Here is a 12,469-nt window from a genome sequence, read left to right on the forward strand (position 1 = left end):
GGCGCGGCTACGATAATCGCGTCTGCACATGGCAGCGCTCGGGGACCAGCGATGATACTTTACAGCATGATCGATAGCGGCAACTGCTACAAGCCGCGCCTGCTGATGGCCAAGCTCGGCCTCCCTTTCACCACTGTCGAGGTGAGTTCGCACACGGGCGATACGCGAAAAGCGGATTTCGTCGCCAAGAATCCGAACGCCATGGTGCCGCTGCTGGAGCTCGACGACGGAAGGCGGATCGCTGAATCCAACGCCATCCTGCTCTACCTCGCGGAGGGCACGCGCTTCCTGCCCGCGGACAAGTATGAGCGCGGGCTCGCCTATCAATGGCTGTTCTTCGAACAGTACAGCCACGAGCCCTATATCGCCGTGCGCAAGGCGCTGCTGACCTTTCCCGAAAGGGCCAAGGACGCGACGCCGGAGCGGCTGGCGGTGACACTGGAGCGCGGCAACAAGGCGCTCGGTGTCATGAATAAATACCTGGAGAACAACGCGTTCTTCGCCGGAAGCGCCTACAGCGTCGCCGACATCGCGCTCTACGCTTATACGCATACGGCGGAGCAGGGCGGCTTCCAGCTCGACGCCTACCCGGCGGTGGCTGCGTGGCTGAAACGAGTGGAAGCGGATCCGGGGCATGTGCCGATGGAGTGGGTGGGGTAGCTTTATCCTCAACCTCGTCGCCGCCTCGCGGCTCTTTGGGGGCGGGGCACGCGTCAACAGGCGCGAGGCCCGGCCGCCCATCGTCCGGGAAGCTGCGCGGGAGCTATTTCAACAGATGGTCGTAGTCGGCATAGGGTGCCGATCCAGAACCAGATCACATCTTCATTGTTGCGTATGGCAACAGCCGGTAGTTTCGTCGACCCGCGCCGACCAATAGCAACCGACCTGCTTGAAATGTAAGGAGGGATGAAAAGGATCGGAACGCAGTATGACAAAACGCCTGTCCGCCTTTGCTTTGATCGACGATGACAGTTTTTCATAAGCCTTCCAGAATGATGGAGAGGCGCCGTGATTCACAGAGGGCGAGTCCGGCCGGCGCGATGGTCAGCCAATGCCTGTTCGGCAAGCTTGTCCAATCGCCCCGCCCTCACGTCGGTCTCGATCTGCCGATCCCACAGGTCCGCCTGGAGCGCCTCGAACCATGCGGCAAACGCCTTCAGCTCCTCGGGGCTCAGTTCGGTGATGGACTTTTCGATTTGCTCAAGCTTGGTCATGGCCGGATAATACCACTCTAGTGGTACCACAGGTGGGACTCCAGGTTCGGCTTTACATGCCTGGAATCCAGGCAAATAAAAAGGCGGGACAATGCCCGCCTTCCCATTTCGGTAGCCTGATCGGGAGCGTCCGGTCCGGGCTGGCAGCTATCTGCTGATCCGGCTTGTCGGGTCTTTCCGCTCCGGCGCGCTTCTCGCGCGACCGTCAGTACATCCGTGACTTGCCGCGCGCCCCGGGCTGTCGCCCGGCGCGCGCCATTTTCAAAATCAGGCTGCCTTGCTCAGAGATCCAGCGGACGACTTGCCAGTGCGGCGGTCCTGCTCGATCTCGAAGTTGATCTTCTGGCCTTCGACCAGGGTCGACAGCCCAGCGCGCTCGACAGCGGAGATGTGGACGAAAACGTCCGCGCCGCCCGCGTCAGGCTGGATGAAGCCGAAGCCCTTGGTGGCGTTGAACCACTTGACCGTTCCAGTTGCCATAAAAATAGTCCTTCACATTTGCTTTGGTTTGACCGAACCGAGGTCCAGCCGGTGTGCATCGAGATTTTGGAGATAGACGTCAGCAAACGCGAAGATCGCGAGGCCCGGATCGATCGGCCGAAATATCAATGGGGCTGATATAGGCTGCTTTCGCACGAAATACAAGACTGCGTGAGAAAGCCGTGATCGAGGGACCGCCCAACGGCCGCCCCAATCCGGTGAAACCGTTGCGTCAGATGGCGCTGTCCGTGGGCCGCGCATCAGGGGAGAGGACCATGAAGACCATTCTGCTGGCAGCATGCCTGACGCTGATTGCCGCCGAGGCGCAGGCGATCTCGAGCTACGATCCGACGCGGATGGGGTGTGGCCGCGTGCAGGCGACGATCGCGCGGCAGGGCGCCGTCATCCTGCGTTACCAGTCGAGGCGGGTACCGGGACTGCCACTCTACGACCGCTATGTGCAGAGCCAGCAATTCTGCACCATGGGCGAGGTGAGGACACGCGCCTATGTGCCGAGCGCCGATACGAAATCCTGCCCGGTCTACAATTGCAAGCGACCGGACAACGACCGGCGTTTCCGCCGGCGTTTCTTTCACAGCGACTAGGTAGTCGCTCGGCGCGGCCGCTATCGCTTCAAAATCCGAATGAGACCTTGCGCGGGCGGCGGCGGGCCGACGCGCACGCCTTCCATGGCCAGCATCTTTTCCTTGGTGGTCGAACCGCCGGGCGCCGAAAAGCCGCCGATCTTGCCGCCGGCCGCGAGGATACGGTGGCAGGGAATGACCAGCGGCACCGGATTGGCGCCAAGCGCGGCACCGGTTTCGCGCGGCAGGCCGGCATGGCCGGCGCGCTTGGCCAGTTCTCCATAGGTGGTGGTTTCGCCATAGGCTAGCTTTCGCGCCGCGCCATAGATGGCGAGGCGGAAATCGTCGATGCCGTCGAGATCGACCGGCACGCCGGAGAAATCGATATCCTCGCCCGCCGCATAGGCCTTGATCGAGGCGATCAGCTCGACCACCCACGGCGGCTGCACGGTAGCGGCCGAAACGCCGGCGTGGCGCATCAGCCGCCGCTCGACCGCCTCGCGGCTGCGTTCGGGCAGGCAGAGCCGGATCAGGCCCTTTTCGCTCCAGGCAATCCCCATGAAGCCGATCACTGTTTCTAACACTGCGTGGCCGGCTGTGATCTGCGACGGCGTTTGCATGGCGTGCTCCTTTCGCAAAATGGCCAGAAACCGGCATTCATGCCGGTACATATCAGGAACAATATGGCATTTCGGCCCGAGTCTCGCCACCCGAAAACCACCTGAGCGCCCCGATTGCTCGCCAGGAATCGCTGGTGTAAGGGATTTCTTAACATCCGACGAACCGGACCCGAACGCGGCTTGCCAGCAAAACAAACCCTTATCGCGCTCGGCGTGATCGCGGCCATGGCCTGCGTCAGCGGTTGCACGTCGACATCGCAGATGAAATCCGCGTCTTCCCTGACCGAAACAGCGACCGTCGCCGGCACCGATGCCGGCTTCACCATACCGTTGCCGGAGACGGTTTCGGTGCTGCCGGAATCGTCGGGGATTACGCCCGTTCAAACCGCTGAGTTGTCCGCCGGCCCGACCACACAGGCGGCCGCGGCAACCGCGGCCTTTGCCGGAGCGACCCCAACCGCACCGGCCGTGCCGGCGGTGATGACCGCCAATGCCTGGCAGGCGCCGCCGCCGGCTGGCGCCGGCGCACCAATCAAGGCGGCAGCCACCTACGCCACCGCCGGGCTCATCGTGCCGGCGATCGCCAGGAACGATCAGAAAGCCATGCCCGGCGTGCAGCAGGCGGCCTATGTTGTGCCGCAGAATCCGGCTGCCCTCGTCCAGTTTCCTGCCGCTCCGGTGCAGGAAGAGCATGCGACCGGCGTGCGCGGCGATATCGACCGGCTGATCGTAAAATACGCCGCGTTTTATCAGGTGCCGGTCGACCTTGTGCGCCATGTCGTCAACCGCGAAAGCACCTTCAATCCCAAAGCCTACAACAACGGCCATTGGGGGCTGATGCAGATCAAGCACGCGACGGCGCGCGGCATGGGCTATGACGGACCGGCCAGGGGCCTGTTCGATGCCGAAACCAACCTGAAATACGCCGTCAAATACCTGCGTGGCGCCTGGCTGGTGTCGGACGGCAACGCCAAGCGCGCCGACTGGCTCTACCAGACCGGCTACTATTTCGACGCCAAGCGCAAGGGCCTGCTCGAGGCGACCGGCCTCGGCGTCGACCGCAAGCGGCGCCGCCTGCTGCCCGACGCCTGAGCGAAATGCCCGAACCGCGCCCGCCGGCTCCGAACGACATCCGGCTGCGCAAGATCCTCGACGAGACGCTGGTTCCCGCGCACTGGCCGGATGGCTTTGTCATGCGCACCCTCGAGCACGGCGATGCGCCGGCCTTGCATGCGCTGCTGAGCGAGGTGTTCGATGATGGCGCCGACGGCCCGTTCGACGAATGGTGGCCACGCATCTCAGGCGACCCCGAATTCGACCCTGCGCTCTGTTTCCTCGTCATCGACACCAAGGGCCTGCTGGTGGCGGCGGCGCTGTGCTGGACGAGCGCCTTCGTCAGGGATCTCGCCGTGCATCCGCAGGCGCGCGGCAGGGGCATCGGCGAGGCGCTGATGTGGCACGCCTTCGCCGTCTTTCGCGAACGCGGCGCAGACCATGTCGACCTCAAGACCAACACGGTGGAAAACGCCGCCGCTGTCAGGCTCTATCAGCGGCTTGGGATGAGCCCTGTCGCCTGGGAAGGCTGAAGCCGCGGCCCGGCCCACCGCCGCTCGCGGGCATCGCTCGGGAACCCAGAGCGCCGCTCCGCATTCAAAGAGTGGTGGAGGGGTCCGACGAGCTTCCGGAGCCTCGAAGGCTTGCGTCGCCGTTCCGAAAGGAGATCCTCCGCCGCCATGAGGCTCTTTCACGCATTTGCCACGTTGGTCGCTGCCGCGATGATTGCGGCTGTGCCTGCGCGAGCCGTCGAATTGTCGATCGTATCGGGCGACACAGGAATCGGCATCAAGGTGCTGCGTGAAATCCTCGACCGCTATGAGAAGGACAGCGGCAACAAGGTCAGCATCGTCGTCATGCCGGCATCCGGGACCGACCAGTTCGGCCAGTACAGGCTGTGGCTTGCCGCCGGCAATAGCGATATCGACGTCTACCAGACCGATGTGATCTGGGCGCCGCAGCTCGCCAGCCAGCTTGTCGACCTGACCGCGGCGACCAAGGATGTCGTCGGCGCCCATTTCCCCTCGATCATCCAGTCGCAGACCGTCAACGGCAGGCTGGTGGCGCTGCCGATCTTCACCGATGCGCCGGCGCTCTACTACCGCAAGGACCTGCTCGACAAATACGGCGCCAAGGTGCCTGCCACCTGGAAGGAGCTGGCCGACACCGCCAGGCTGGTCATGGACAAGGAACGGGCTGCCGGCAACAAGGACATCTGGGGCTTCGTCTTCCAGGGCAATGCCTATGAGGGGCTGACCTGCGACGCGCTGGAATGGGTGATGTCGAACGGCGGCGGCCAGATCATCGAGCCGGACGGCACCATCTCGATCAACAATCCAAAAGCGGCGGCAGCGCTCGACACGGCCAAAGGCTGGGTCGGAACCATCGCGCCACCCGGCGTGCTGGCCTATCAGGAAGAGGAATCGCGCGGCGTGTGGCAGACCGGCAATGCGGTCTTCATGCGCAACTGGCCCTACGCCTATGCACTAGGCAATTCCGAAGGCTCGCCGATCAAGGGCAAGTTCGACGTAGCGCCGCTGCCGGCCGGCACCGGCGAAGGCGCGCGTCCGGCGGCGGTGCTGGGTGGCTGGAATCTTGCCGTGTCCAAATATTCCAGGCACCCGGACGCTGCGATCGGGCTCGTCAAATTCATCGCCTCGCCCGCGATGCAGAAATACCGCGCGCTGAGGAACTCCAGCCTGCCGACCATCCAGGCGCTCTATGACGATACCGACATCGCCAGACAACAGCCGATCGTTCCGCGCTGGAAGCAGATCTTCCTCAATGCGGTGCCGCGTCCCTCGGCCGCGGCCAGGATCAAGTACAACGAGGCGTCGAGCCAATTCTGGAACGCCGTCCACAAGACGCTGTCGGGCGATGGCACCGCGGGCGACAATCTGGCCGACCTCGAAGCCATGCTGACCAGGCTGAAGGGGCGTGGCTGGTGACGCCACAACGCGCCTCCATGTCCCGCCCGGCGCGAGGGATGACAGAAGCGGAGCCGAGGACTGAAGCCGTCGCGACCCACCGCCCGCGCTCGCGGCTGATGCGCCAGCGCGTGCGTTCGGCCTGGCTGTTCCTGGCGCCGATGCTCCTGGTGCTCGCCGCCGCTGCCGGCTGGCCGCTCGCCCGCACGGTCTATTTCAGTTTCACCGACGCTTCGCTGGCCGATCTTGACGCCCGCCAGTGGGCAGGCTTCGCCAATTACTTCTCGGTGCTGCGCATGCCGAGCGGCCGGGTGCTCTACGATGGCGTGCTGGCCGACCCGGTGTGGTGGAGCGCCGTCTGGAACACGGTGCGTTTCGCGGCCCTTTCGGTTACCTGCGAGACGATCCTCGGCATGATTGTCGCGCTGGTGCTCAATGCCGAATTCCCGGGCCGCGGCATCGTCAGGGCGGCGATCCTCATCCCCTGGGCGATCCCGACCATCGTCTCGGCCAAGATGTGGCAGTGGATGCTCAACGACCAGTTCGGCATCATCAATGTGGTTCTGCTCAATCTCGGCCTGATCGACACCAAGATCGCCTGGACGGCCAACGCGGACACGGCGATGGCCGCCGTACTGGTCGTCGACATCTGGAAAACGACGCCGTTCATGGCGCTGCTCATCCTTGCCGCGCTGCAGATGCTGCCGCGCGAGATCATCGAGGTCGCCAGGCTCGACGGCGCCAATCCGTGGCAGATCTTCTGGCGGGTGACCTTGCCGCTGATCCGCCCTGCGGTGATGGTGGCGGTGATCTTCCGCGCGCTCGATGCGCTGCGCATCTTCGACCTGATCTATGTGCTGACGCCCAACAACGTGCACACCAAGTCGATGTCGGTGTTCGCGCGCGAGAACCTGTTCGAGTTCGACAAATTCGCCTACGGCTCGGCCGCTTCGACGCTGCTGTTCCTCATTCTTGCGCTTCTCACCATGGCCTATATCCGGATCGGCGGGGTCAGCCTCGAGGGCGGGCGCTGAGATGTGGATCCTGAAGCGGACGGCTTTCTACCTGCTGGTCGCGGCCATCGTGCTGGTCGCGGTATTCCCGTTCTATTACGCCATCGTCACCAGCCTGAAATCGGGGACCGAACTGTTCCAGGCCGACCTCTGGCCGAAGACGTTCAGCCTCGGCAATTACAGGAATGTGCTGACAGAAGGCGCTTTCGTGCGCAACCTCATCAACTCGCTGGTAGTCTCCGGCGCGGTCGTCGCGCTCTCGCTGTTGCTCGGTGTCACCGCGGCTTACGCGCTGGCGCGCGTGCGCTTCCGCGGCCGCTCGGCGCTGATGCTTACCATCCTGTCGGTGTCGATGTTTCCGCAGGTGGCGGTGCTGGCCGGGCTGTTCGAACTGGTGCGGATGTTCGGCCTCTACAATTCGCTTGTCGCGCTGATCTTCTCCTACATGATCTTCACCTTGCCGTTCACCGTCTGGGTGCTCACCGCCTTCGTGCGCGACCTGCCGGTCGAGGTCGAGGAGGCGGCGATCCTTGACGGCGCGACGCCGTGGATCATCATCACGCGCATCTTCCTGCCGCTGATGTGGCCGGCGCTGGCGACCACCGGGCTTTTGGCGTTCATCGGCGCGTGGAACGAGTTCCTGTTTGCGCTCACCTTCACCTCCAACAACGCCCAGCGCACCGTGCCGGTGGCGATCGCGCTGCTGTCGGGCAATTCGCAGTTCGAGATCCCATGGGGCAACATCATGGCCGCATCGGTGATCGTCACGGTGCCGCTGGTGGTGCTGGTGCTGATTTTCCAGCGCAAGATCGTCTCGGGCCTGACAGCCGGGGGCGTGAAGGGGTGAGGGGAAATGTCGGAACCGGCCGCAGCGGCGCGTCCTTAGGTCTTAGAGCAACCGCGCCGGGACGCCGGCGCTGTGACCAAGGAGCCGATCATGATCACCTTCCCCAACGAATCCGCCAGATACCGCGCCGCCCGCGAAAAGCTGCTGAAGAAGGAAATCGAGCTGCGCCGTGCCATGGAGGATGTGGCCGTGGCGCGCCGCGCGTTGCCGCCGGGCGGGCTGGTGCCACAGGATTACGTGTTTGATGGGCTGGATGCCGAGGGCAGGGCGGCTGAGATAAAGCTGTCGCAACTGTTCGCACCCGGCAAGGACACGCTGATCCTCTACCAGATGATGTTTCCGCGCCATCCGCAGGAGACGCGCGACGTGGCAATGACGGGCGGCACGGCGAAGCTGGCTCGGCCGGACCAGCCATGCCCGTCCTGCACGGCGCTGCTCGACCAGTTCGACGGCGCCGTCGGCCATCTCCAGGCGGCCGGCTTCAACTTCGCCGTGGTGGCGAAAACGGCGCTCGAAAACCTCGTCACGCTCGGCCGCGACCGTGGCTGGAAGAACATGCGGCTGGTGTCGTCGGCCTCCAACAGCTTCAAGCGCGACTACAACGCCGAGGATGCCGACGGTGCGCAGATCCCGCTGCTCTCGGTGTTCCACCGCGACGCTGACGGCATCAGGCATTTCTGGTCGTCCGAACTCGGCTTCGCGCCGCCCGAACCCGGCCAGGACCCGCGCGCCATCGGCACCTGCGAGATCCTGTGGAACCTGATGGATTTCACCCCGGAGGGCCGGCCGAACTGGCACGAGCAGCTGCAATATGGCGAGGCATGCTGCCATTGACGGCAAGGCGCCCGGCGCAACTTCCGTGCATCTGCGGCGTTGGAATTCCGAGGGAACCATTCCGATCGGAGATTGCAGATGAAAACGCTTCTGACCATGACCGCCGCGGCCTTGCTCGCCGCCGCGCCCGCCGCGCTTGCCCAATCCACCGCCCAAACGACGCCGTTGGCGGCCGACAGCAAGGTCGACACGCAGACCTTCATCAAGACGGTGCCCGGCGCCAACGAGTTCGAGATCCAGTCGAGCAAGCTCGCCGAGCAGAAATCGGCGTCGGCCGACGTCAAGGCCTTCGCCAAACAGATGATCGAGGACCACACGAAGGCCGGCGAGGACTTCAAGGCGGCGCTCGCGCAGGGCCAGACCACCGCCTCGACCAAGCCGGCCGGCCCCGCGCTGCAGCCGAAAGAACAGGGCCAGCTCGACGAGCTCAAGGCCGCCAGCGGCAAGGACTTCGACACCAAATACATCATGATGCAGACAGCCGCTCACAAGGACGCCGTCGCGCTCTTCAGCACCTACGCCCAATCGGGCGACGACCCGGCGATGAAGGAATTCGCCAAGAAGACGCTGCCGACGCTGAAGATGCACGAGAAGCACGTGAAGGAACTGGGCGCGGCGCATCAGGGGTGAGGGCGGTCGAGAGGGAGCTGAACCGCAGACGACAGCACTCTACGGCGCCCCCCTCTGTCCTGCGGGACATCTCCCCCTCTTGGGGGGAGATCGGCAGCTTGGGCGTCGGCGCTCTTTCTGCCCACGCCGAAAATTTGGCGAAAGCATTCGCGACAGCCAATCTCCCCCCTTGAGGGGGAGATGTCCGGCAGGACAGAGGGGGGCGCCGTAGGGCGGCGCGACGGCCAGGGTTCTTCCCAGGCCTGCGTGGGACTACACTGCCGCACCACCACCCCGAGAGCACCCATGCCCAAACTCGACCTCGCATCCCTGCCCATCCGCAAGGGCTCGGGCTATCCCGCGCCCTTCGATGGCCCTTGCGCCGGCCGCACGCGCCGCCGGCTTGGCGATGCCGGCGGACTGACCGATTTCGGCGTCAACCTGATGACGCTGCCGCCCGGCGGCTGGTCAAGCCAGCGTCACTGGCACAGCCACGAGGACGAGTTCGTCTATGTGCTGGAAGGCGAGCTAACGCTGGTCGAGGATGGCGGCGAGACGCTGCTCAAGGCCGGCGACTGCGCCACCTTCGCCAAGAACAGCGGCAATGGCCACCATTTGATCAACCGCTCATCCACGACGGCGCTCTATCTCGAGGTCGGCTCGCGCAACCCCGACGATGTCATCACCTGCTCCGACATCGACATGATGAGCCCGACTTCGGATGGACGCTTCCTGCACAAGGACGGCACGCCTTATCCGGGGCAAGGGTGAAGGCTGGACAACGCGTCGGCGCCAGGGGGAGCGCCCTACGAGATTTCGCAGGCGAGGGACGAGTTCCGGCTCTGGACTGCGGGTCGGCGCTGGCGTTCCCCGGCCGGCACTATAAGCTCCCCAAACCCAGGGAGCGTCGCCATGAAGAAAGAAATCATCGAAGTGCCGGTCATGTCGGACAAGGTGCGGGCGCTCGGCCTGCCCTGTTCGACGGCGGTGAAGGCCAACGGCTTCGTGTTCATCTCGGCGACACCGCCGGTGGACATGGTGACCGGCGAGATGGTGCGCGGCGACATCGAGGTGCAGACCGAGGCATCGCTCAAGGCGCTGAAACACTGCCTGGAAGCGGCGGGCACCTCGCTGGACAATGTGGTGATGGTGCGCATCTACGCCGTCAATTCCGGCTTCTACAACGCGATTAACCGGGTCTATGCCAGGTATTTCAGCGTGAACCCTCCGGCGCGGAGTTTTGTGCCGGTGGCGTCTTGGCCGATGGAGTTTGATATCGAGATTGAGTGTGTGGCTGTGGGGTGAGGGGTGCCGCCAGCCGACCGCCTCGAACTCACTATGGTCCCTATTTCATCTGTTTTGCTTGCAAAAAAAAATTATTTGGAAATATCTAACCTGCAAACGGTTCTGTCGTCTGGGGGATAAGGTGAGAGCCGTGTCCGAAAGCGTTAACTGTGGCTGCTTGGGGCCGTTTCCGATACCGTTTTCGGGGGAGTTATGAAATTTATCAAAGAAATAGAAATAGCCTATTTCCGCAGTCTCTACAAGGAGACGCTTTTTAAATGTAGCGATTTGAACGTTATATTTGGAAAAAATGACATAGGTAAATCTAATATTATTAGAGCTTTGAATTTATTCTTCAATAATTCTACCGACGATGCTACGGATTTTAATTTTGATATTGATTTTAGCGACAAAAGACGCGCGGAGTCCGAAAATTCGGAAGGTATTAGGAAATTTATCTACGTAAAAATCACGTTCTCGACACCAAGTAATTATAGAAAGTCGCTTGGGAACGAATTCTACGTGAAACGACAGTGGACAGTGTCGAGAGATGATGAGTATGTCGAGGAGGTTTCCTCTCATATCAAAGGAAATCAAAGACATATTGTAACTCGATTTTTAAATCTTATAAGATTTATTCACATACCGGCTATAAAAGACACGGCCACATTTAGAACATTGCTTGGAAATATATATGGTATATTGTCAACATCTGACGATTTTTTAAAAACTGTAGAGGATTTTGCAAGTAGAGTTCAGTCATCAACTAGCGAACTCTTCGCTTCTATGCCGAAAGAGATTGCTCATCAATCGAAGATATCTGCTCCGTCTCGAATGGTTGAGTTGTTTGAAACGCTCGATTTTGAGACTATAGGGGCAGACGGACGCTCAGCAAAATCGCTTACTCTCCAGAGAGGGGACGGCATAAAGGCTCGTCATATCCCAGAAATTCTAAATTTCATATGCGATCGAGATTCCTATCAATTCCACATCTGGGGTTTCGAGGAGCCGGAAAACTCGCTTGATTTCGTTTCGGCTGAAGCCGAGGCTTCTAGGTTCTTAAAGCTTGCGTTGGCTGGGCATATACAGATCTTTGTGACGACTCATAGCCCATCGTTCTACAATTTAGGCGACGATGGCGTGAAGAAATTTTACGTAACGAGAAATGATGATCAAGAGGCCACAATAGTTCAAGGGCGAAATCTCGAAAAATTGGACATTGTAAGCGCGGTTGGCGAGGGATTTTATTTGCCGGCTGTTGCAAAGGCTCTTGAGCAGTATTCCGTCAGGGAGGCTGATGCAGCACTTTTTAGGACTCGCGCGGAAGAATTTCAGCAGCAGGTTAAGGCGTTTACGCAGCCGGTGGTTTTAACCGAGGGAAAAACCGATGAAGTTATTCTTTTAGAAGCTTGGAAAAAAATTCGCGGAGGTAAGCCACCTTTCAAGATTAAGTGTTGCGATATCACAGACGGTGCGGATGGAGGGTCGGCTGGAGCGTCCAGATTGGCTCTTTCACTGCGCGCAGTTCCGTACGATAGCAATAATATAGTAATTGGATTGTTCGACCGTGACGATGCCGGTGCTAAGGAGTGGCGGCTCGACGGCACATTTGTTAGCGATGATCTGTTTTCAAACGTAAAAGCCTCAAAAAATGGCAAGTCGTTTGCAGTGCTTCTGCCTGTGCCGGATTTTAGAACTGATTGCGCAAAAAATCAAAATCTTCCTATAGAGTTTCTTTTTCCCGATGAATACCTTGCCAAGGAGGTAAATGGTCGACGTTTGGAGCTGAAGCCGATTATGGCGACGAGAAAGTTAGGCGAAGAGAATTTCCGTATTAAGATAGGTGACGGCACTGCGTTTCAGCAAATAGAAGACAACTCCAAAGTCGAATTTGCTCAGGTCGTTGTGCCGAACTTGCCAAAGGAGGCTTTCGTAGCATTCGAAGCTTTGTTTAAGAATATTAAAGAAATAATAGCTAGGTAGCCATTCTGGATGAAGTCGAC

Annotated in this window: 15 protein-coding genes; 12 read left to right on the forward strand and 3 right to left on the reverse strand. The window is 60.9% G+C overall.

What is annotated here, in order from left to right; all coding sequences use genetic code 11:
• Positions 1-51: 51 nt before the first annotated feature.
• The gene (locus FJ490_RS18890) at positions 52-660 is read left to right on the forward strand and encodes a glutathione S-transferase family protein (RefSeq protein ID WP_140556017.1); all 609 of its coding nucleotides are present in this window, start codon (positions 52-54) and stop codon (positions 658-660) included.
• Positions 661-1,013: 353 nt separating this feature from the next.
• Here FJ490_RS18890 and FJ490_RS18900 read toward each other — a convergent pair whose 3' ends face one another.
• On the reverse strand, positions 1,014-1,214 hold the full coding sequence (locus FJ490_RS18900; RefSeq protein ID WP_140556015.1) for an iron-containing alcohol dehydrogenase: 201 nt from the start codon (positions 1,212-1,214) through the stop codon (positions 1,014-1,016).
• Between the two features lie 267 nt (positions 1,215-1,481).
• Positions 1,482-1,694: a cold-shock protein gene (locus FJ490_RS18905; protein WP_010910991.1), complete on the reverse strand. Its 213-nt coding sequence runs from the start codon at positions 1,692-1,694 to the stop codon at positions 1,482-1,484.
• Between the two features lie 275 nt (positions 1,695-1,969).
• Between FJ490_RS18905 and FJ490_RS18910 the strand changes: the two genes are divergently transcribed.
• Entirely contained in the window at positions 1,970-2,299 is a 330-nt protein-coding gene (locus tag FJ490_RS18910; protein ID WP_140728574.1) for a hypothetical protein, read from the forward strand.
• 20 nt (positions 2,300-2,319) lie between these two features.
• Here the strand turns inward: FJ490_RS18910 and FJ490_RS18915 are convergent, their stop codons facing one another.
• Entirely contained in the window at positions 2,320-2,898 is a 579-nt protein-coding gene (locus tag FJ490_RS18915) for a methylated-DNA--[protein]-cysteine S-methyltransferase (protein ID WP_140728575.1), read from the reverse strand.
• A 180-nt stretch (positions 2,899-3,078) separates the two neighbouring features.
• Between FJ490_RS18915 and FJ490_RS18920 the strand changes: the two genes are divergently transcribed.
• From FJ490_RS18920 to FJ490_RS18970, 10 genes are all read left to right on the forward strand, one after another.
• Entirely contained in the window at positions 3,079-3,990 is a 912-nt protein-coding gene (locus tag FJ490_RS18920; RefSeq protein ID WP_140495943.1) for a lytic transglycosylase domain-containing protein, read from the forward strand.
• A gap of 5 nt (positions 3,991-3,995) precedes the next feature.
• Positions 3,996-4,484, forward strand: a complete 489-nt coding sequence (locus tag FJ490_RS18925; protein ID WP_140566986.1) for a GNAT family N-acetyltransferase — start codon at positions 3,996-3,998, stop codon at positions 4,482-4,484.
• A gap of 147 nt (positions 4,485-4,631) precedes the next feature.
• Positions 4,632-5,900 carry an ABC transporter substrate-binding protein gene (locus FJ490_RS18930; protein ID WP_140631929.1) on the forward strand — a complete coding sequence of 423 codons (1,269 nt, stop codon included), beginning with the start codon at positions 4,632-4,634 and terminating at the stop codon, positions 5,898-5,900.
• Between the two features lie 98 nt (positions 5,901-5,998).
• Positions 5,999-6,913 carry a sugar ABC transporter permease gene (locus FJ490_RS18935; RefSeq protein ID WP_181165237.1) on the forward strand — a complete coding sequence of 305 codons (915 nt, stop codon included), beginning with the start codon at positions 5,999-6,001 and terminating at the stop codon, positions 6,911-6,913.
• A 1-nt stretch (position 6,914) separates the two neighbouring features.
• Positions 6,915-7,739, forward strand: coding sequence for a carbohydrate ABC transporter permease (locus tag FJ490_RS18940; RefSeq protein ID WP_140728577.1), 825 nt, complete (start codon positions 6,915-6,917; stop codon positions 7,737-7,739).
• A gap of 90 nt (positions 7,740-7,829) precedes the next feature.
• Positions 7,830-8,573, forward strand: coding sequence for a DUF899 family protein (locus FJ490_RS18945; protein ID WP_140728578.1), 744 nt, complete (start codon positions 7,830-7,832; stop codon positions 8,571-8,573).
• A 78-nt stretch (positions 8,574-8,651) separates the two neighbouring features.
• Entirely contained in the window at positions 8,652-9,203 is a 552-nt protein-coding gene (locus FJ490_RS18950) for a DUF4142 domain-containing protein (protein WP_140516783.1), read from the forward strand.
• 285 nt (positions 9,204-9,488) lie between these two features.
• The gene (locus FJ490_RS18960; protein ID WP_140728579.1) at positions 9,489-9,953 is read left to right on the forward strand and encodes a cupin domain-containing protein; all 465 of its coding nucleotides are present in this window, start codon (positions 9,489-9,491) and stop codon (positions 9,951-9,953) included.
• A gap of 141 nt (positions 9,954-10,094) precedes the next feature.
• Positions 10,095-10,487, forward strand: a complete 393-nt coding sequence (locus FJ490_RS18965; RefSeq protein WP_140649751.1) for a RidA family protein — start codon at positions 10,095-10,097, stop codon at positions 10,485-10,487.
• 192 nt (positions 10,488-10,679) lie between these two features.
• Positions 10,680-12,449, forward strand: a complete 1,770-nt coding sequence (locus FJ490_RS18970; RefSeq protein WP_140728580.1) for an AAA family ATPase — start codon at positions 10,680-10,682, stop codon at positions 12,447-12,449.
• The last annotated feature ends 20 nt before the right edge of the window (positions 12,450-12,469 follow it).

The organism is Mesorhizobium sp. B2-5-11 (assembly GCF_006440835.1).
Taxonomy (GTDB): domain Bacteria; phylum Pseudomonadota; class Alphaproteobacteria; order Rhizobiales; family Rhizobiaceae; genus Mesorhizobium.